Consider the following 18571-nt stretch of genomic DNA (forward strand, 5'->3'; position numbering starts at 1 on the left):
ATACAACATCACTTTACTGACAGGCAAGAAAAAGAATATGAAATCCCCGCCCCAAAGTCCTGAACAAAAAAGGTTGTTAAAACAAAGATGTGTTGTTGAAACGATTTTTGATCAGTTAAAGAATCTATGCCAAATTGAACATACTCGCCATCGTTCAGAGAAGGAATTTTTGTTGAATCTGATTTCTGGATTAACGGCATATTGCTTGTTTGCGTATAAGCCGCAGATGTTTAGGAAGAATGCTTTGGCGGCTGCTAAATAGAGGTGGCTTATCCCGAACTCAGGTTAAAATAAAAAGCCGACACAAGGTCGGCTTAAAAAATACAGCACTTACCTGCGTGCGCGACGAATGGCTGATAACTGTGCGGTTAATTGCGCCAACTCAGTATGCAGATGTTTGCCGTCTTTATCGTCTGCTTGCAAGCCGTGCATCCTTGCTTCCGCTCGTTCTTTTGCTGCCCGTACTTTGGCTTCGTCTAATTCAGCGGCACGCTCAGCACTATCCGCTAATATAATCGTCTGCTGCGCTTGAACCTCTAAAAATCCGCCTGAAATATAGATAACCTCTTCTGCTCCTGATTCTAAAGTCAAACGCACTTGACCGGGCTTTAAACTTGCCATCAATGGCGTGTGTCCAGCCAAAATACCCAACTCTCCAGAAGCGGCAGTAACGGCAATTTGCTGTACCATTCCCTCATAAAGAGAACGGTCTTGACTCACTACACTTACACGAAAAGCATTCGCCATGCTGCCTCCTTAGGCTTGGGCTTTCATTTTTTCGGCTTTTGCCACTGCTTCATCAATGGAACCGACCATGTAAAATGCCTGCTCAGGCAAGTGGTCATATTCGCCTTCAACAATTCCTTTAAAACCGGCAATCGTATCTTTTAAAGACACATATTTGCCCGGAGAACCTGTAAAGACTTCCGCAACGAAGAAAGGTTGTGATAAGAAACGTTGGATTTTACGTGCACGGGTAACGATTTGCTTGTCTTCCTCAGACAACTCATCCATACCTAAAATCGCAATAATATCGCGCAATTCTTTATAACGCTGCAACACGCCTTGCACGCGACGTGCAACCGAATAATGTTCCTCGCCAATAATCAAAGGATCTAATTGACGCGAAGTAGAATCCAAAGGATCTACCGCCGGATAAATCCCCAACTCGGCGATTTGGCGCGAAAGTACTACCGTTGAATCTAAGTGAGCAAAAGTTGTCGCAGGAGAAGGGTCAGTCAAGTCATCTGCCGGTACATATACCGCTTGAATCGAAGTAATCGACCCTTTTTTGGTAGAAGTAATCCGTTCTTGCAGCTTGCCCATTTCTTCCGCCAAAGTCGGCTGATAACCTACTGCAGAAGGCATACGACCTAAGAGTGCCGATACTTCCGTACCCGCCAAGGTATAACGATAAATATTATCCACAAAGAACAGAACATCACGCCCTTCTTCACGGAAATATTCCGCCATGGTTAAGCCTGTTAAAGCGACACGGAAACGGTTACCCGCCGGCTCGTTCATCTGTCCATAAACAAGAGATACTTTGTCTAATACGTTAGACTCTTTCATTTCATAGTAGAAGTCATTACCCTCGCGAGTACGTTCGCCGACACCGGCAAAAACGGAATAACCGCTATGCTCAATCGCAATATTACGGATAAGCTCCATCATATTAACGGTTTTGCCGACGCCCGCGCCGCCAAATAAACCGACCTTACCGCCTTTTGCAAAAGGACAAAGCAAATCAATAACTTTAATACCGGTTTCTAATAGCTCGGTAGAGCTTGATAATTCATCATAAGCAGGCGCTGCGCGGTGAATACCCCATTTGGCTTCCGCTTCAATCTCTCCTTGATGATCAATCGGCTCGCCCAACACATTCATGATACGACCTAAAGTCGCCTTACCTACCGGTACTTGAATCGCTTTACCGGTGTTTTTAACCGACATACCGCGAACCAAACCATCTGAAGCCCCCATTGCAATGGTACGCACAATGCCATCGCCAAGCTGCTGCTGCACTTCAAAAGTAATCCCATTCTCTTCACCGATTAACGCATCATTGATATTTGGGATTTCATCAATTGGAAACTCAATATCAACTACCGCGCCAATAATCTGTACAATTTTGCCCGTACTCATAAAAACTCTCCTAATTCATTAGACGGCATCAGCGCCGGCAACAATTTCTGTTAATTCTTGGGTAATCGCCGCTTGGCGAGCTTTGTTATATTTCAGCTGCAATTCATTAATCAATGAACCGGCATTATCAGAAGCATTTTTCATTGCGATCATGCGTGCCGACATTTCAGATGCGATATTTTCAAGCATCGCTTGTCTGACAATGCTTTCCAAATAACGCTTCATCAAGCGCTCAAGTAATTCATCTGGAGAAGAATCATATACATAATCCCAAGAATGGCTGGCAGTCTTACCATCTCCATGTGCGATATTTGCCGGCAAAAGCCGTTCAATAGTCGGTTTTTGTACCATTGCATTGATAAAGGTGTTGCCAACAATATAAATTTGCTGAATTTCGCCGCGTTCAAAAGCTTCTATCATTGGATGGACTGCACCAATCAAATCCTGAATTTCCGGAGCTTCCGGATAATTTTCTACAGCTGAAATTATAGGAATATTGACCCGACTTAAAAAGCTGACACCCTTTCTGCCAAAGACAGAAGCAACAACTTTACGTCCTTGTGCTCTTTGATCACGAATATGCTGTAAAAAAGTTTTAAATAAATTAATATTTAAACCGCCGCATAAACCGCGATCAGTACTAATCAAGATATACCCAACTTTCTCAATCGCTTCTTTTTCATGACCAGTTAAAAAAAGATGCTGTTTAGCAGTACTCGCCTTTACCAAATGCGCAATCACACGCAGAATATTCTCAGCATAAGGTCTTCCTACTCGCATTTGATCTTGCACACGGCGAATCTTTGAAGCAGCTACCATTTCCATGGCACGCGTAATTTTCTGCGTATTCTTTATGCTTTTAATCTGACCGCGTATTTCTTTGGCATTAGACATTACGATTCCTTACCAAGTACCTTTTTCTTTGAACTCATCTAATGCAGTGCGAATTGCTGTTTCAATTTCATCATTATAATCGCCTTTTTCATTAATACGATCTAATAATGCTTTATGTTCGCTACGCATATATGCCAACATCGCCGCTTCATATTGAATGATTTTTTCAACTGGAACAGTATCTAAATAACCTTTATCCGCAGCAAATAATGAAATACCCATTTCCGCTGTATTTAACGGAGAATATTGCTTTTGCTTCATCAATTCGGTAACACGTTGACCATGTTCAAGCTGTTTACGCGTTGCTTCATCAAGATCGGAAGCAAATTGGGCAAAAGCAGCCAATTCACGATATTGAGCTAAAGCCAAACGAACGCCGCCGCCTAATTTTTTAATAATCTTAGTCTGCGCAGCACCGCCGACACGAGAAACAGATAAGCCGGCATTAATTGCAGGACGAATCCCCGCATTAAATAAATCTGTTTCTAAGAAAATTTGACCGTCTGTAATGGAAATAACGTTAGTAGGCACGAATGCAGAAACGTCGCCCGCTTGTGTTTCAATAATCGGCAAAGCGGTTAAAGAACCTGTCTTACCTTTGACTTCTCCATTAGTTAAACGCTCGACTTCTTTGGCATTAATACGAGAAGCGCGTTCAAGCAAACGTGAGTGCAAATAGAAAACATCACCAGGATAAGCTTCACGACCGGGGGGACGGCGTAAAAGCAGAGAAACTTGACGATACGCCCATGCCTGCTTAGTTAAATCATCATATACGATCAATGCATCTTCGCCACGATCGCGGAAATATTCGCCCATTGCACAGCCTGCATAAGCCGCAATATATTGCATCGCCGCTGAATCAGAAGCCGAAGCTGCCACAATGATAGTATGCTTGAGTGCATCGTGCTCTTCTAATTTACGCACAACTGCGGCTATTGATGAGGCTTTCTGACCGATTGCCACATATACGCATTTCACGCCCGTTGTTTTTTGATTAATAATTGCATCTACTGCAATCGCCGTTTTACCTGTTTGACGATCGCCGATAATTAATTCGCGCTGCCCGCGACCAACCGGCACCATTGCGTCAATCGATTTTAATCCCGTAGGCAAAGGCTGATCAACAGATTGGCGCTCTATAACGCCGGGAGCAATTTTTTCGATAGGAGAACTTTGTGCGGTTTTAATCTCACCTTTACCATCAATAGCCTCGCCAAGCGCGTTCACAACACGACCCAGCAATTCCCGACCGACCGGCACTTCTAAGATTTTACCCGTACATTTAACCTTATCGCCTTCACGCAAAGCAGTATATTCGCCTAATACTACTGCCCCGACACTATCACGCTCAAGGTTTAAAGCAAGCGCATATTCTCCGCCGGGCAAAGCAATCATCTCGCCCAGCATAACTTGTTGCAACCCTTGAATACGCACAATACCATCAGAAACGCTAATAATCGTCCCTTCTGCGCTGCTTTTTACTTTACTATCATAATCAGCAATTTTACTTTTAATAAAATCACTAATTTCTGCGGCATTTAACTGCATTTTAATTCCTCAAATCTTCTAGCTTTTGGGCAAATTGTTCAATCCGCCCTTTGGTCGACTGATCTAATACCAAACCATCATACTCAATTCTGACACCAGCAAGTAAATCAGCTTGCTCAATTACCTCAAGCAGCACTTTTTTACCCAATTTTTTTTCTAGCATTTCTACAATGCTAGCCTTTTGTTGCGGCTCTAAGGCTTTAGCGCTATAAACTTTAGCCTCGCACACACCATCAGCTTGATGCATTTGTAATGTAAATTGCTCAGCAATTTCGGGCAAAACAGAAAGACGATTATTTTCTTGTAAAATATTCAAGAAATTTTCTTCCTCTTTTCGCATGACTTCGCCGCGATTCTTCTCCAAGCTTTCATTAAGCCAGATTTGCCATTGAGAAAAAAAACCCGGTACGGTTAATCGAGAAATAATTGCTTCATTTTTGGCAAATGATGCAGAAATCTGCAAAAATTCCTGCCACTTTCCTAAAGATTCGTTTGCTAAAGCCTGTTGATAGGCGGCTTTAGCATAAGGTCTTGCAATAGTTTCAGATTGAGACATATTAGAATTTCTCAGCTAATTCTTGCAAAAGTCGTTCATGATCTTTTGCATTTACTTCACGCCCAATGACTTTTTCCGCACCTTCTATAACCAAAGCCGAAAGCTTTGATTGCAATTCGCGTGATACTTGATTTTTCTCTTGCTGAATTTGAGCACGTGCTTGATTTAATTCTAAATCACCCACTTTTTTTGCTTCTTCACGAGCAGCATCAACGATTTCATTTGCTTGCTTTTGTGCGCGACCAAGAATTTCATTTGCTTGCGCTTTCGTTTGCTCAAGCAAATCTGCAGATTCTTGCTGCGCACTTTGCATTTTGTGACGTGCACTATCTGCCAAACTCAAACCTTCAGCGATTTTTTGCTGACGTTCAGCGGCTACTTTGGCAAAAATTGGCCAAATGACTTTATGCACGAACCACCAAAATACTAGGAAAGTGCCTACCTGGCCAATTAGGGTCAGATTAATATCCATAGGATTGCACCTTTGGTTGATATGTCAAATTACGGTTGAATTCCACCAAGCAATGGATTAGCAAATACCATAATCAATGCAATTACCACACTAATCATCGCAATCGCATCTAATAAGCCGGCAATAATGAAGAATTTGGTTTGCAATGGGTTCATCATTTCAGGTTGACGAGCACTGCTTTCAATATATTTGCCGCCCAAAATAGCAAATCCAATCCCTGTTGCGATTGCTGCCAAACCTAAGATAACGGCAATTGCAATTGCTGAAAAGCCTTGGATATGCATAAACGCTTCAATATTTCCCATGGGTATCCTCCTAGAATAAATGAAATGAATGGAAAATTAGTGAGATTCTGCCATCGACATATAGACGATTGTCAAAATCATAAAAATATAGGCTTGCAGGATAACTACCAAGATATGGAAGATAGCCCAAGCACCGCCCGGTAAAAACTGCACAAAAAATGGTAATAAAGCAATCAAAATAAAGACTAATTCGCCTGCAAACAGATTACCAAACAAACGTAATGATAAAGAAATAATCTTAGCGAAATCTTCAACAATTTTTAACGCAAAATTGATTGGGAACAACAGAGCCTTTTTCCACAACACTTCTGCCTCGAAAGGATGAGAACCCATCGCTTTCAATAAGCCCATCGCGCCATGATTCGCCTTAAAAGCATACACATAAGTCAAAACCACAATAGTGATTGATAAGGCAAAGGTCGCGTTTACGTCTGTCGAAGGCACTACTTTTAGATAAGGAATTCCGACCAAAGATGCGGCCGCCGGCAGTAAATCGACAGGAATGAGGTCCATCACGTTCCACAATAAAATCCAACAGAATACCGTTAAAGCTAAGGAACCGATATCCGCTCTTGATTTGCCGTAAAAATCTTTAACCGCACCATCGACAAAATCAAAAATCATCTCGGCAAAGTTTTGTGCAAAACCGGGTACGCCGCTGTCCATTTTTTTCGCAATGCTATAAAAAAACCAACAAAACAACACACCTAAAAGAATAGAGAAAAAGAGCGTATCAATATGTAAAGACCAAAAAGTTCCCGGTTCGCCAATCACAAGATTGGTCATATGATGTTGGATAAATTCCGCAGCACCGGTTTCACCGCTATGTTCTGCCCCTGCCATATTTCCTCACTTCAGTATAAGCATCATAAAATAACCGCCTACATAGGTTGTCGCAAATCCTATGACCAACCCCAAGGCATTTACTTGCATTTTCAAAAAAATGATCATCAAGATAATAATGATCAACCATTTTAATATTTCACATAACCACATCAGCGCATAAAACGTTCTTGCCTTCAACACCTTCGGCAATTTTCTTATAACTAGCATCAGTGCAGCGCTTGTTATAATACTAACGAGAGTACCTAAAAATATTGGATGAGCAAGATAACGATAAGCTGACAGCCATGTCAGCGCTAGCAAAACGATAGCAATTACCGTTTGTGTAACTAGTAATTTAACTACTGTTTTTTGCATTTGCATTTATTGTCGGAATTATAAAAGTTAGCACACAAGCGGTCAACGAAAAACTCACCAAAACCTCCATTTTTACCACTCAAACAAAGATAATTATAGAATTAATCGAGACTTAGAACAATCACTCTCTGCATCATTTATATTCTCACCATGAAGAAAGCGCTACCCGGACTAAATCGAAGACGCAGAAAAATAATACAAGACAGCGAACCTTAAATAGGACAGAGAGATAGTCGAAGAATTGAAAAAATATTACGGACTTGGCCTGCCTTGCCGTACGCTCTTGTACCATCTGCGGCTCGCCGCCTTATATTAATTTCCACTTCTCCGACTATAGTAGCAGGATAAGCCGTAGTATTTTCCGATTCTCCGATAATAACGGTCGCTTATCTTCATGTAAATTATTAATTTCAAGCGTATATCTCTAATTTCATGTTAAGATGAGGTATTCATTTAAGCTAAAAGACAACATCATGAAAAAATCATTTATTCCCTTTATGTTATCAGCCGCTTTTCTTCTCAATGGCTGCGTAACCGGCTATCTCTGGAGCGAAGCCACAAGCGACGATATTTCCATTTCTTATCAGGATATCGGCAGCGATAAAATCCATGCCTTCGGACAAGTCAAAACCACTACCGCACAACTGGAAGCCGGCAGCCTCATTATGATGGGCGAACGCTATTGGTATGTGCTAAACCCTGATTCCTCTGAAGACATCCAAACAGTGCTTAATGCCAAACTCAGCTAGCGCTATCAAATCTTTGACCACAATAACCGCAAACCGCTGTCCGCTTTGCCGACCGTGCTCAGCGAAGAAAAAGATCAGACTTTCAGCAGCCGTTTCTGCCTGCGCTACGATATTCCCGAGCATTTTTCCGCTGCCCAAGCAATACAAGAACAGACGGAACTTTTGCGTGAGAAATTTACGCCGACAGCAGAAATGCCGCAGCAATACCATCGCTGCTTTTCCGCCATCGGGAAAACCTTCTCCAAACCGGAAAATTTCAAAGTGGATTACCGCTTTGAGCAATATGTGCCTGTCAGTCTGGAAATGCGCCGAACAGAAAAGAAATCGAAAGATATGCTTGACGTACTCTTGACCATCGTCGCAACACCTATCGCTCTTACCGCCGATGCCGCAATTGCCGTCGTCGCCGTACCGGCTCTGCTCTCATCTCTGCCGGCTGAAAAGTAAAAAATATCGCCCGATACTTATCAGGCGATATTTGCACAAATGGCAACTGCGCTTGAATTCTTAGGAACGTTGATTAAAGCCCCATTTGCCGAAAATCGATTCCAACTCATCAAGGGATTGGTATTTCAAGACAATTTTACCATTGCCTTTTTTCTTATGATTGATTGCCACGGCAAAGCCGAGAAAATCGCTGATGCGCGATTCAAGGGCTTCGATATCGGCGTTTTTCAAAGGCGTTTTGACCACTTGTTCTTCTTCGCCCTTAAGCAGTTGCCGCACCCGCGCTTCTGTCTGGCGTACGGTCAGTTCTTTGGCAATGATTTCGCCGACCATCATTTGCTGTTGGGCTGGCGATAGGCTGAGCAAGGCGCGAGCATGTCCCATATCGATTTTTTCATCGCTTAAGGCTTGTTTTACCGGTTCAGTTAATCCCAGCAGGCGCAAACTATTGCTGACAGCGGAGCGCGAGCGTCCGATTAATTGCGCAATACGTTCATGCGATAAAGAAAATTCATTCGCCAATTGCTGCAAGCCCTGCGCTTCTTCCAAGGCATTTAAGTCGGAGCGTTGCAGATTTTCAATCAATGCCACGGCAAGGGCTTGGCGGTCGTCATAATGTTTGACCACGCAGGGCACTTTGTTTAAGCCCGCTCTTTGTGAGGCGCGAAAACGCCGCTCGCCGGCGACTATTTCATAGCGTTCATGTCCGATCGGGCGCACAACCAAAGGCTGCAATACGCCATGCTCGCTAATCGATTGTGCCAATTCGCTGAGCGCCTGCTCGTCAAAAAGACGGCGCGGCTGATAGCGTCCTGCCTGAATGCGCGCCACATCGATTTCTTTCAGCGTTTCTAATTCGGGTTTTGCCAGCACATCGCGTCCGCTGTCGTTCAAAATATCGCCCAAACCCTTGCTTAAACCGCCTTTTTTCATCCTTTCTCCTTATGCCTCAATTCCCTAAACGCTGCGCCAATTCCTGTGCCACCGCCTGATATGCCAAAGCGCCTTTTGAGCGCGAGTCGTATTGCACAATCGGCTGTCCGTAGCTGGGGGCTTCCGCCAAGCGCACATTGCGCGGAATAATTTCGTTAAAAACCAATCCTTTCAGATGCTCAATCAAATTATCCGAGACTTCGCGCGTCAGCCGCGAACGCGGATCGAACATGGTGCGCAAAAAGCCCGCCACGCGCAAATCGGGATTAATGCTTTGCCGCACCTGTCCGACCGTATCCAATAATGCGCCCACACCTTCCAAAGCGAAATATTCGCATTGAATCGGCACCAGCACATATTGCGCCGCCACTAAGGCATTGACAGTTAATATGTTTAATGTCGGCGGACAGTCGATAAAGACCCAATCGAAGCCTTCTATCCAGCCTGTGCAATGGCGCTGCAAGGCGCTGTGTCTTGCCGCTTGGGCGGCTAAATCTTTATCGTCGGCGCTTAAGTTTTCATTGGCGGGCAGTAAATAAATGCCGCTGTCGGGCAAATGCAGACAGACTTCTTCAGGCGTTTTATCGCCTGTTAAAACTTCCATGACGCCAAATTCGATTTCCCGATGCGCCACGCCGCAAGCCACGGTGGCATTGCATTGGGGATCCATATCGATCAGCAGCGTTTTTTTGCCTTCCGCGGCAAAAGCCGCCGCAAGACTGACTGCGCTGGTGGTCTTGCCGACACCGCCTTTTTGATTGCTGACCGCAATAATCTTAGTTGCCATCTGCCGCCTCCCGCCGTACGCAAACCCATAAACGCGGCGCATCCAGCAGCGGCACATGCACTTCCCGCACGGCACTTTTCACAAAGCCCGCGATGCTGCATTGCTCATCATCATGCGCTTTCATCAAGCCCCATGTGCTGTCCGCATGCCCCAAATGCGCGCTCACGCGCACAAAGCCGTCAATATCCGCCATCGCGCGGCTGACAATCCAATCCATCGCCTGTTCGGGCTGCCATTGCTCGGCACGCTTAGCGATGACCTCTACATTCTCCAAAGCCAGACAACGTACCGCCTCGCGTAAAAATGCCGTTTTTTTATGATTGGATTCAACCAAATACAGCGACCATTGCGGTCTTGCGATTGCCCACATCAGACCGGGAAAACCCGCGCCGCTGCCGATATCGGCAATCCGCAGCGCAGAGGCATTCAGCAAAGGCACAAGCGCCAAGCAATCCAAGAGATGCAGGCGCACCTGTTCCTCAGGCACACGCACCGCCGTCAAATTATGTACGCGGTTCCATTTCTCCAAAAGCTGCAAATATTCTTGCAAGCGCACAGACAAGGAAGGCGGCACATCCATGGCTAATGCCGACAAACCCTGCTCAAGCAAAGCACTCACTGACATGAATTATTTTTTACCTGCCAAGCGTGTGAAATATTCCAATAATAAAGCTACGGGACGACCCGTGCCGCCTTTGCCGCCGCTGCGCTGCCAAGCCACGCCGGCAATATCCAAATGCGCCCAATCGTATTTCTGCGCAAACTGGCTTAAAAATGCCGCCGCGGTTACCGCTCCCGCCTCGCGTACGCTGGAAGCATTCGCCAAATCCGCAAAAGGACTCTTCATCATCTCGAGATAATCCTCGTCCAAAGGCATACGCCAAACGCGGTCATGCACCGCTTCTCCCGCCAAATACAAAGCCTGCTCCAGCTCCGCATTATTGCCGAACAAACCCGCGCGCGGCGAACCGAGAGCAATCACGCAAGCGCCGGTCAAGGTCGCCAAATCAATTACCGCCTGCGGCTCGTAGCGTTCGGCATAAGTCAAAGCATCGCAGAGAATCAAACGCCCTTCGGCATCCGTATTTAAAATCTCAATCGTCTTTCCGGACATGCTGCGCACAATATCGCCGGGCTTGACCGCCGCACCGCTGGGCAAATTCTCCACCGCAGGAATCAAAGCCACCACATGCACAGGCAATGCCGCCTTTGCCACCGCCGCCATCGCGCCGAATACCGCCGCCGCGCCGCCCATATCGTATTTCATCAAATCCATGCCGTCGGCAGGTTTAATCGAAATACCGCCGGAATCGAAAGTTACCCCCTTGCCCACCAAGACAATCGGCTTTTTATTCACCGCTTTTGCCGGCTGATAACTCATCGTAATAAAACGCGGCTCCTGAACCGAACCTTGCGCCACGCAAAGCAAAGCACCCATTTCCAAAGCCTTAATCTCTTTGGTTTTCAGCACTTTTACCGATAAATCCTCATATTGCCCCGCCAATTGCTCCGCCTGTTCCGCCAACCAGCGGGGCGTACACACATTCGGCGGCGTATTACCCAAATCGCGCGTCAAACTGCAACCCGCGTTCAAAGCATCCGCCCAAGCCAAATCCTGCTCGACCTGAGTCTCTTTTTTCTCAAGCAGCCATTCGCCCTGCCATTTCTTGCGCCATTTTGCCGCCTTTTTATCGCTGTCGCTTATCGTCTTAAACTGCTCAAAACGATAAGCGCTATGATATAAAGCGCTGACAAAAACGCGCGCCGCCCGACTTACCGGCACATCTTGCAAAGCAAAAACGCATTTATCCCAGCGATGCTCGGCAATCTGCGTCCAAACCGCAGGCGCTATCTGACGCAAAGCCGCCTCGCCTGCCGACAAACACAATACCAATACGCGCGCCGCTTTCACGCCCTCGACCGCATGGAACAAAGCCCATTTTCCCGCCTCCGGCAAATCACCCGCCTGCTGACGCGCGGAAAAATAGTCCTCCGACGCCTTATCCACAGCCTGCAAAGCCTCGCCAAAACGCCCTTTATCATCCAACCACAGCACCAAGACATCAGCGCCGACTTTCCCCGCCTGCGCATTTTTAGCAATCACATTCATAAAGCACCCTTAAAAAACAAAGACAGGCTTAACCTCAGCCCTCAAAACAGTTTAGAATACCATAATCACATAACGAATTCAGACGAAGGAAACATGAGGCTTCCTACCCTTTACCGCTACATCATGCGCGAAATCGCCGCCTTATTCATCGCCATTATCATCATTTTGCTGGCAATTATTTTAAGCTTCCGCCTAGCGCGCCTGCTCTCCGCCGCAGTAGCGGGCGACATGAGCCTGTCCGCCGTGTGGCAGCTAATCGGCTTGCAGGCGGTGAACATGCTGATTATTTTAATTCCGGTCGCCCTGATTTTAGCCGCGGTCATGACTCTAAGCCGCCTCTACAGCGACCAAGAAATGAGCGCCGTATTCGCCAGCGGCATCAGCCGCGCCCACATCCACCGCATCATCTTTGTAACTGCTGTTCCCGTCTGCGCCCTGCTCTTGTATCTCACGCTGATGATTATGCCCGATGTGTACCGCCAAACCGCTGCCATCCGCGACCAAGCCCGACAACAAGCCAGCTTTGCCCTGCTCAGCGCCAACAGCTTCCGCCGCCTCGACAACGGCATCAGCATCCATACCGGCGATTTCAATGCCGGCGCCTATCAAGACTTCTTCATCGCCCAACACGGCGCAGGCAATAATGCCGTCATCTTTTCCGACAGCGGACACATCGAAACCCGCGGCACGGAACATTTCCTGCATCTCAAGCAAGGAACGCGTATTGCTTGGCAGGATAACCATGACATGCAAGAAGCCGGTTACACCGAATTCCGCGCCGCCGAGTTGCATTTACCGAGCAGCGAAAACCGCCGCGACGAACGTCTGCGCAACCTCCCCACCGCAGAACTGGGCACCGACAGCCGCGAACATCTCGCCGAATGGCAAATCCGCCTTAATCCCGCCGTCGCCATGCTGATTTTCTGCTTGTGCATCCCCATGCTTGCCCACACAGACCCGCGCAAAGGACGCCAACAAAAACTCCTTCCCGCATTCTTATTATTCGCCATCTACAGCAGCGCCCTTGATAACGCCGTGAAAGCCGTGACCAAAGGCTCCCTGCCTGCCTTGCCGGGCAGCTTTATCGTGCATGCCGTGGTTTTTACCGGCATTTTCTGCTGGTGGCTTAAAGCAAGGAAATCCCTCTAATGAGCAAATTCGACCGCTATTTACTGCGCACGCTACTCATCAGCACCTTTGTGACCTTAATATTCCTTTTAGGCATAGATTTTCTCGTACAAAGCAGCGATGAAGCCGACAATCTAGGCGTCGGCAAATACTCATTCCTTGTAATGATATATGTTCTTGCTCTGCAAATTCCCGATAAAATTATCGAATTTCTGCCTGCCGCTATCTTAGTCGGCAGCATTATGGGACTAGGACAACTGGGCAATCAGAACGAACTCACCGTTGTACGCGCCGCCGGCGTTTCCAAGCTACGCCTCTCGCGTGCCGGTATTCTCATGGCTTTTTTCTTAGGCATCGGACTCATCGGCATCAGCGAATACATCGCCCCCGGCATGAATGACAAAGCCGAACTCACGCGTAATCAAGCACTAGGACGGGCAAGCGCCAATCATTTTGCACAAGGTATCTGGCTAGACAGCGGCGAAGACGGCTACGTGCATATCGCCCAATTCAATCCCGACGGTAGCTTAGGCGGACTCAGCTTTTATCGGCAAGACAGAGAAGGCAATATCCGCATAGACAAAGTGCGTCGTGCCGAACATCAGGGCGATTACTGGCAACTCAGCGACAGCCATAGCATTATGCTTAACAGCACACGCTATCAATTGGGCGAAGGCAGAAACACTTGGCATAATCCCGTCAATCCGCAAACCTTAAGCCGCCTTGCCGATACCTCTAGCGCTCAAACCATCGCCGAACTCTATACGCTCACGCAATTCCTCAAAGCCAACCGTATTGAGCATCGCAATGAATCATTGCGCCTATGGCAGCAACTCTTCCTGCCGCTTTCTACACTCGCTATGCTTCTGCTCGCCCTACCTTTTGCCTACGGACAAGTACGCAGCGGCGGCGGTGGCGCACGTCTGCTCATCGGCATCTTGCTCGGCGTGAGTTACTATGTGCTGCAAGCCATCCTCTCCAGTATGGCATTATTACTCCATTGGCCGCCGATACTCGGTGCTTTGCTGCCCATTCTCATACTCGGCATACCGCCCTTTATCGCCCTCTTGCGCAATTAAGCGTTATAGTCGGAGAAGTGAAAAAGTAGTACAAGGCGGCGAGCCGCAGACAGTACAAGAGCGTACGGCATTCAATTCTTTGACTATACCGCCCGTGTAAAAAATTACAAACAGACAAGGTAGCCTGCTAAAAACGCTAGCAATTTAAGCTTAAAGCGGCTGCCCTTACGCAAAGGCGGCTGATAAAGCCATACAAAGCAAATTCATACGAATTTCCTGAACTTATTACACAGCACTAACAATTTCCTTATGCAAAAAAATCATATCTGTATTGCATTAGGTCTAGGCTATAATCCGCCACATCGCAAGATATTTTTTTAACACTTTCAAAGGAAATGAAAAATGGCACAATCATTATTTAAAGCAAGCGGTCTCACAGCTGATAATAGCGACAAAGTAAAAGAAGCCGGCTCTGCTGTTGCGGATGTAAAATGGGTAAACATCAATAACGACAACGTTGTCGTTACCCACGGCGACGCTTTTGACGCCGATGCCTTTGTCAGCGCCGTTAGCGCTACAGGCGTCAGCTTAAGCAAATAAGCCGAAAGCCTATATAAAGCCGGTGTTCGCACCGGCTTTTTTTATGGCGTACAATAAAGGCTTTTCTTAGGAAAGCCATGACCGCCACCCTCCAACCTCAAGATTGCGCCCTGTTTGAACTGCCCTTTTTCCAATTCAGCCAACTGCGCAAATACGCTCCTGATGAGATTGAACCGCTCAAAGCCGCCTATAAACAGGCATGGAATCAATGGCGGCAGATTATCTGGCAAACCGCAGATCTGCTCGGCGAAGATTTCGCCCCCGCCCATATCGAACGCTGGAGCAACGGCTGGCAGCTTCGCGCACATTTCTTCGCCTTCTTCAAATACCGGCAATACCAATCCTCTGCTAGCATCTTATCGATTATCCTCAACCGCCGCCGCTTAAGCCTGAGTCTGGATTGGCATGCCTACCGTGCCGACCGCTCTGCTTATTCTCTTGACTACTACCAACAATGGGCTGCCGCACTCAATCAGTCTGCCGATTTACGTAGACAATACGCCGATTTCGAACTCTGGCAAGACAGCGACAGCGAATACGTCGATTATAAAATCCTTGCCGAACACCCCAGCCCCCTGCCTCTGCTTGCCGCGCCGCATTACTACATCATCGGCAAACAGCTCAATGCTGCCGAACTCGGCGCATACGACAGCAGCCAATGGCTTGCCGAACACATTCGCACCCTGCTCCCTCTCTACGAACTTGCCCATCAACCCATAGAGGCAGGCAAAATCCGAACAAATGCGCTAGACTAAGCCCTTCAGACAAGGACAGACCATGCAACACTACGAACAAGAAACCTATTTCAGCAATCCGACCTACAAAAGCATCCACGACGCCTACAGCTTATGCTTTTTAGGCATATTCCTGTCTTACTTCACCATCATCGCCGCCTTTATCCTGACTGTCATACAGCGCCCCAAATTCAAAAACAGCCATATAGCCAGCCATGCCGATTACATCCTCTTCGGCTGTCTGTACTACACCGGCTTTATCCTTGCTGCCATCGGCATCATCTACTGGAATTATCAGCAAAGTTTCTTCAGCCAAGGCAATCTCATCGTCGGCGGATTCCTCTACGTCTTCCCCGCTTTCTTTCCCTTTGTGTGGTGGATACGCCGCTTCATGCGCGGCATCAACTATCTCAAACGCGGTCTTGCCATTCCCCGACCCGCCTCCCCTTGGAGACCCAAATGACATGGCGACAACGCTTAATGTACAGCCTACTCTTTTTATGTCTTAGCGGCATAGCCCTGCTCGGTTTTGCCTATTATTGGATAGACTACAGCAGCCGCCCCTTCCTGTATGACGACAGCCGCCACATTCCGCACAACCACCTTGCCATCGTACTCGGCACCGCCAAATACGTGGGACAGAACCGCATCAATCTCTTCTACAGCACCCGCATTCAAGCCGCCGCCCAATTATGGCAGGCCGGCAAAGTCGATTACTTCATCGTCAGCGGTGCCAACCCGAACAAATACTACAACGAACCCGCCGAAATGCGCCGCGACCTTATCGCCGCCGGCATACCCGCCGACCGCATTCAGCCCGATTATGCGGGACTGCGCACCCTCGACAGCATTCTGCGCGCGGAAAAAATCTTCGGCAACACCCGCTACACCATCATCTCGCAACCCTTTCACAATGCCCGTGCCGTCTTTCTTGCCCGCCACAGCGGACACCAAGTCATCGCCTTTAATGCCCGCGATCCGGTGAGTTTTAAAAACAGCAGCAAAACCCGCATCCGCGAAATCGGCGCGCGCTTTAAAGCCCTGCTCGACCTCTTTATCTTGAACAAAGAAGCCCGCATCTACGGCGAGCCCATTCCTTTCCCAAACCAAAAATCCCATGAATCTGACAGTACTCTACCAAAAAGCCATTAACGACAAAGCCTTCAGCAGCGATGCAGCACAACTCGCCGTCATCGCCCACATGCAGCGCATCATCGACAAACTGACGGCACAATCCCAAGAAGCACCGCCAAGCAAAAACGGCGGTTTTTTCGCCCGACTGTTCGGCAAAGAAAACACCGCAGCGCAAAAACCGTGGATTCAAGGACTCTACTGCTGGGGCGGCGTCGGACGCGGCAAAACCTTCCTCATGGATCTCTTCATGCAAGCCCTGCCCACCGCGCGCAAACGCCGCCGCCACTTCCACCGCTTCATGCTGGAAATCAACGAAGCATTGAACCGATGCTCGCAAATGCAAAACCCGATTCAACACATCGTAGCGGACATGGCAAAAGAAATCGACGTACTCTGCCTAGACGAATTTTTCGTCTCCGACATCACCCACGCCATGATTCTCGACCGCCTGCTAAGCGCCATGCATGGGCAAGGCATCACCATCATCACCACCTCCAATATCGCCCCCGCCGATTTATACAAAAACGGACTCCAGCGCGAACGCTTCCTGCCCGCCATCGCATGGATAGAAGAGCATCTGACCGTGCATCATGTACCGGACGGCGAAGACTTCCGCCGCCGCCATTTCTCCATGCAAAACATCTTCCGCCAAGAAGACAATCCGAGCCAACGCCAAGCCCTGATAGACGATCTCAGCGAACTCACGGGACATGCCCCCGTCAAAAACGAAGCGCATTTCCAAGCCGGCAGCCGCGAAATTTCGCTTTATTGGCGCAATAAAGACAGCATCGTCTTTGACTTTGCCCAACTCTGCCAAGGCAACTACTCGCAAAAAGACTACATCGAAATCGCCAAACGCTTCGCCTATGTGGGCATCGTCGGCGTGCCGATAATGGACGAATACCTAGAAGATGCCGCACGCCGCTTCCTGCTGCTGATTGACGAATTCTACGACCGCCGCGTCAAATTGCTACTGACCACCGCCGGCGACATCAGCCGACTCTATCAAGGCAAAAAAATGCGCTTTGAATACGAACGCCTGCAAAGCCGCCTCTTTGAAATGCAAAGCGAAGCCTATTGGCAGGAAGCACATCTGGCTTAAACGAAAAAAGCCGCAAAAGCGGCTTTTATAGTCTCTTAACATCAAAATGAGATTATTTCAGACGCTCCTCCTGATGAAATGTGCATCTCTCAATCTCATTTTGACCTTAAGGTACTATAGTTTCTTCAGATTAAAATGAGACAATAAAAATTTTCAACATATTGAAAAATATTTCAATATGTTGTCTTAAGGCGTATCATTTTAATCTGAAGAGACTATATATGTGCATGTAATCGACAAACATCAATCAAAATACTGCGCGGCAGTGTCTTGACAGGTTTGCATCTTAATATATAGTCAAAGATTTCAAAAAGAGTTACAGTTTTGATTCATTTTGCTGTACTCTCTATAACGCTCGCAGCTTGATATTTTGTGTCACTTTTTCAGTTCTTCGACTATAGGGCTCGCTAGCATCTAAACACAATCCATTCATCGGACTGCGAATACGTCTGCCGTCCCGATACCATTTTTGATTAGCCCGCCCTGTGCACTCATATAAAATAAGGCTCTAGACTAGCAGGGTGATTGGTATAATTTATTGCAGAAGCGACCATAAATGTTTTTCTAAATCATCAATACTCTGCTTCCAGCGCCATTCGCATTCTTTCAAATGCCATTCGAAATTTTTGCTTACACCGTTAAATTTTGCAAGCCTTCTTTTGGTATAGTTTCTTCAGATTAAAATGAGACAATAAAAATTTTCAA

Annotated in this window: 23 protein-coding genes and 1 pseudogene; 10 read left to right on the forward strand and 14 right to left on the reverse strand. The window is 47.2% G+C overall.

Features of this window, described 5'->3' with window-relative positions:
• The coding region (locus ACJHVI_RS02630; RefSeq protein ID WP_483183069.1) for a transposase at window positions 1-262 on the forward strand (262 nt) is incomplete at its 5' end.
• A 68-nt stretch (window positions 263-330) separates the two neighbouring features.
• Here the strand turns inward: ACJHVI_RS02630 and ACJHVI_RS02635 are convergent.
• Genes ACJHVI_RS02635 through ACJHVI_RS02675 form a run of 9 tightly spaced genes read right to left on the reverse strand, consistent with a single transcriptional unit; the run spans window position 331 to window position 7123 of the window.
• Window positions 331-747 carry a F0F1 ATP synthase subunit epsilon gene (locus tag ACJHVI_RS02635; RefSeq protein WP_483183070.1) on the reverse strand — a complete coding sequence of 139 codons (417 nt, stop codon included), beginning with the start codon at window positions 745-747 and terminating at the stop codon, window positions 331-333.
• A 9-nt stretch (window positions 748-756) separates the two neighbouring features.
• Window positions 757-2145 carry a F0F1 ATP synthase subunit beta gene (gene atpD / locus ACJHVI_RS02640; protein ID WP_483183071.1) on the reverse strand — a complete coding sequence of 463 codons (1389 nt, stop codon included), beginning with the start codon at window positions 2143-2145 and terminating at the stop codon, window positions 757-759.
• A gap of 18 nt (window positions 2146-2163) precedes the next feature.
• Window positions 2164-3039: a F0F1 ATP synthase subunit gamma gene (gene atpG, locus ACJHVI_RS02645; protein WP_483183072.1), complete on the reverse strand. Its 876-nt coding sequence runs from the start codon at window positions 3037-3039 to the stop codon at window positions 2164-2166.
• Between the two features lie 9 nt (window positions 3040-3048).
• Entirely contained in the window at window positions 3049-4590 is a 1542-nt protein-coding gene (gene atpA / locus ACJHVI_RS02650) for a F0F1 ATP synthase subunit alpha (protein ID WP_483183073.1), read from the reverse strand.
• A gap of 1 nt (window position 4591) precedes the next feature.
• A complete protein-coding gene (locus ACJHVI_RS02655; protein WP_483183075.1) occupies window positions 4592-5146 on the reverse strand; it encodes a F0F1 ATP synthase subunit delta in 555 nt (184 codons plus the stop codon).
• A gap of 1 nt (window position 5147) precedes the next feature.
• On the reverse strand, window positions 5148-5618 hold the full coding sequence (locus tag ACJHVI_RS02660; protein WP_483183076.1) for a F0F1 ATP synthase subunit B: 471 nt from the start codon (window positions 5616-5618) through the stop codon (window positions 5148-5150).
• 29 nt (window positions 5619-5647) lie between these two features.
• Window positions 5648-5923 carry a F0F1 ATP synthase subunit C gene (gene atpE, locus ACJHVI_RS02665; RefSeq protein WP_483183078.1) on the reverse strand — a complete coding sequence of 92 codons (276 nt, stop codon included), beginning with the start codon at window positions 5921-5923 and terminating at the stop codon, window positions 5648-5650.
• A gap of 36 nt (window positions 5924-5959) precedes the next feature.
• The gene (gene atpB, locus ACJHVI_RS02670) at window positions 5960-6766 is read right to left on the reverse strand and encodes a F0F1 ATP synthase subunit A (RefSeq protein ID WP_483183079.1); all 807 of its coding nucleotides are present in this window, start codon (window positions 6764-6766) and stop codon (window positions 5960-5962) included.
• Between the two features lie 6 nt (window positions 6767-6772).
• Complete coding sequence (locus ACJHVI_RS02675; RefSeq protein ID WP_483183080.1) at window positions 6773-7123, reverse strand: ATP synthase subunit I; 351 nt, start codon at window positions 7121-7123, stop codon at window positions 6773-6775.
• Window positions 7124-7596: 473 nt separating this feature from the next.
• Here ACJHVI_RS02675 and ACJHVI_RS02680 point away from each other — a divergent pair, with 473 nt between their 5' ends.
• Complete coding sequence (locus tag ACJHVI_RS02680; protein WP_483183081.1) at window positions 7597-7872, forward strand: hypothetical protein; 276 nt, start codon at window positions 7597-7599, stop codon at window positions 7870-7872.
• A gap of 45 nt (window positions 7873-7917) precedes the next feature.
• Window positions 7918-8319, forward strand: a complete 402-nt coding sequence (locus ACJHVI_RS02685; RefSeq protein ID WP_483183082.1) for a hypothetical protein — start codon at window positions 7918-7920, stop codon at window positions 8317-8319.
• A 60-nt stretch (window positions 8320-8379) separates the two neighbouring features.
• Here the strand turns inward: ACJHVI_RS02685 and ACJHVI_RS02690 are convergent, their stop codons facing one another.
• The 4 genes from ACJHVI_RS02690 to ACJHVI_RS02705 are packed head-to-tail and all read right to left on the reverse strand — an operon-like array spanning window position 8380 to window position 12149.
• The gene (locus tag ACJHVI_RS02690) at window positions 8380-9252 is read right to left on the reverse strand and encodes a ParB/RepB/Spo0J family partition protein (protein ID WP_483183083.1); all 873 of its coding nucleotides are present in this window, start codon (window positions 9250-9252) and stop codon (window positions 8380-8382) included.
• Window positions 9253-9268: 16 nt separating this feature from the next.
• Window positions 9269-10039, reverse strand: a complete 771-nt coding sequence (locus ACJHVI_RS02695; protein WP_483183084.1) for a ParA family protein — start codon at window positions 10037-10039, stop codon at window positions 9269-9271.
• Window positions 10029-10664: a 16S rRNA (guanine(527)-N(7))-methyltransferase RsmG gene (gene rsmG, locus ACJHVI_RS02700; protein ID WP_483183085.1), complete on the reverse strand. Its 636-nt coding sequence runs from the start codon at window positions 10662-10664 to the stop codon at window positions 10029-10031. The genes ACJHVI_RS02695 and rsmG overlap by 11 nt, the downstream gene beginning before the upstream one ends.
• A 3-nt stretch (window positions 10665-10667) precedes the next feature.
• A complete protein-coding gene (locus ACJHVI_RS02705; protein WP_483183086.1) occupies window positions 10668-12149 on the reverse strand; it encodes a leucyl aminopeptidase in 1482 nt (493 codons plus the stop codon).
• Window positions 12150-12242: 93 nt separating this feature from the next.
• Between ACJHVI_RS02705 and lptF the strand changes: the two genes are divergently transcribed.
• The 7 genes from lptF (at window position 12243) to zapE (ending at window position 17866) form a co-directional block, all read left to right on the forward strand.
• Complete coding sequence (lptF, locus tag ACJHVI_RS02710) at window positions 12243-13298, forward strand: LPS export ABC transporter permease LptF (protein WP_483183087.1); 1056 nt, start codon at window positions 12243-12245, stop codon at window positions 13296-13298.
• Window positions 13298-14356: an LPS export ABC transporter permease LptG gene (gene lptG, locus ACJHVI_RS02715; protein ID WP_483183088.1), complete on the forward strand. Its 1059-nt coding sequence runs from the start codon at window positions 13298-13300 to the stop codon at window positions 14354-14356. Before lptF ends, lptG begins: the two co-directional genes overlap by 1 nt.
• Window positions 14357-14698: 342 nt before the next feature.
• On the forward strand, window positions 14699-14896 hold the full coding sequence (locus tag ACJHVI_RS02720) for a hypothetical protein (RefSeq protein ID WP_483183089.1): 198 nt from the start codon (window positions 14699-14701) through the stop codon (window positions 14894-14896).
• Between the two features lie 77 nt (window positions 14897-14973).
• A complete protein-coding gene (locus ACJHVI_RS02725; protein ID WP_483183090.1) occupies window positions 14974-15651 on the forward strand; it encodes an HI_0552 family protein in 678 nt (225 codons plus the stop codon).
• A 22-nt stretch (window positions 15652-15673) separates the two neighbouring features.
• Window positions 15674-16093: a hypothetical protein gene (locus tag ACJHVI_RS02730; protein WP_483183092.1), complete on the forward strand. Its 420-nt coding sequence runs from the start codon at window positions 15674-15676 to the stop codon at window positions 16091-16093.
• Window positions 16090-16782 (forward strand): SanA/YdcF family protein, encoded by a 693-nt coding sequence (locus ACJHVI_RS02735; RefSeq protein ID WP_483183093.1) that lies wholly within the window; start codon window positions 16090-16092, stop codon window positions 16780-16782. Before ACJHVI_RS02730 ends, ACJHVI_RS02735 begins: the two co-directional genes overlap by 4 nt.
• Window positions 16748-17866: a cell division protein ZapE gene (zapE, locus tag ACJHVI_RS02740; protein WP_483183094.1), complete on the forward strand. Its 1119-nt coding sequence runs from the start codon at window positions 16748-16750 to the stop codon at window positions 17864-17866. Before ACJHVI_RS02735 ends, zapE begins: the two co-directional genes overlap by 35 nt.
• 535 nt (window positions 17867-18401) lie before the next feature.
• Here the strand turns inward: zapE and ACJHVI_RS02745 are convergent.
• Window positions 18402-18536 (reverse strand): annotated as a pseudogene (locus ACJHVI_RS02745) (IS1595 family transposase); the annotation flags it as partial.
• Between the last annotated feature and the right edge of the window lie 35 nt (window positions 18537-18571).

Source organism: Suttonella sp. (assembly GCF_056855035.1).

Coding starts and splice junctions, on each gene's coding strand:
- ACJHVI_RS02705 (WP_483183086.1), bottom strand. CDS start 12,149: ATGAATGTGATTGCTAAAAATGCGCAGGCGGGGAAAGTCGGCGCTGAT.
- atpD (WP_483183071.1), bottom strand. CDS start 2,145: ATGAGTACGGGCAAAATTGTACAGATTATTGGCGCGGTAGTTGATATT.
- ACJHVI_RS02655 (WP_483183075.1), bottom strand. CDS start 5,146: ATGTCTCAATCTGAAACTATTGCAAGACCTTATGCTAAAGCCGCCTAT.
- atpG (WP_483183072.1), bottom strand. CDS start 3,039: ATGTCTAATGCCAAAGAAATACGCGGTCAGATTAAAAGCATAAAGAAT.
- atpB (WP_483183079.1), bottom strand. CDS start 6,766: ATGGCAGGGGCAGAACATAGCGGTGAAACCGGTGCTGCGGAATTTATC.
- ACJHVI_RS02635 (WP_483183070.1), bottom strand. CDS start 747: ATGGCGAATGCTTTTCGTGTAAGTGTAGTGAGTCAAGACCGTTCTCTT.
- ACJHVI_RS02720 (WP_483183089.1), top strand. CDS start 14,699: ATGGCACAATCATTATTTAAAGCAAGCGGTCTCACAGCTGATAATAGC.
- ACJHVI_RS02690 (WP_483183083.1), bottom strand. CDS start 9,252: ATGAAAAAAGGCGGTTTAAGCAAGGGTTTGGGCGATATTTTGAACGAC.
- atpE (WP_483183078.1), bottom strand. CDS start 5,923: ATGGGAAATATTGAAGCGTTTATGCATATCCAAGGCTTTTCAGCAATT.
- zapE (WP_483183094.1), top strand. CDS start 16,748: ATGAATCTGACAGTACTCTACCAAAAAGCCATTAACGACAAAGCCTTC.
- ACJHVI_RS02730 (WP_483183092.1), top strand. CDS start 15,674: ATGCAACACTACGAACAAGAAACCTATTTCAGCAATCCGACCTACAAA.
- ACJHVI_RS02735 (WP_483183093.1), top strand. CDS start 16,090: ATGACATGGCGACAACGCTTAATGTACAGCCTACTCTTTTTATGTCTT.
- rsmG (WP_483183085.1), bottom strand. CDS start 10,664: ATGTCAGTGAGTGCTTTGCTTGAGCAGGGTTTGTCGGCATTAGCCATG.
- ACJHVI_RS02725 (WP_483183090.1), top strand. CDS start 14,974: ATGACCGCCACCCTCCAACCTCAAGATTGCGCCCTGTTTGAACTGCCC.
- ACJHVI_RS02675 (WP_483183080.1), bottom strand. CDS start 7,123: ATGCAAAAAACAGTAGTTAAATTACTAGTTACACAAACGGTAATTGCT.
- lptG (WP_483183088.1), top strand. CDS start 13,298: ATGAGCAAATTCGACCGCTATTTACTGCGCACGCTACTCATCAGCACC.
- lptF (WP_483183087.1), top strand. CDS start 12,243: ATGAGGCTTCCTACCCTTTACCGCTACATCATGCGCGAAATCGCCGCC.
- ACJHVI_RS02680 (WP_483183081.1), top strand. CDS start 7,597: ATGAAAAAATCATTTATTCCCTTTATGTTATCAGCCGCTTTTCTTCTC.
- atpA (WP_483183073.1), bottom strand. CDS start 4,590: ATGCAGTTAAATGCCGCAGAAATTAGTGATTTTATTAAAAGTAAAATT.
- ACJHVI_RS02695 (WP_483183084.1), bottom strand. CDS start 10,039: ATGGCAACTAAGATTATTGCGGTCAGCAATCAAAAAGGCGGTGTCGGC.
- ACJHVI_RS02660 (WP_483183076.1), bottom strand. CDS start 5,618: ATGGATATTAATCTGACCCTAATTGGCCAGGTAGGCACTTTCCTAGTA.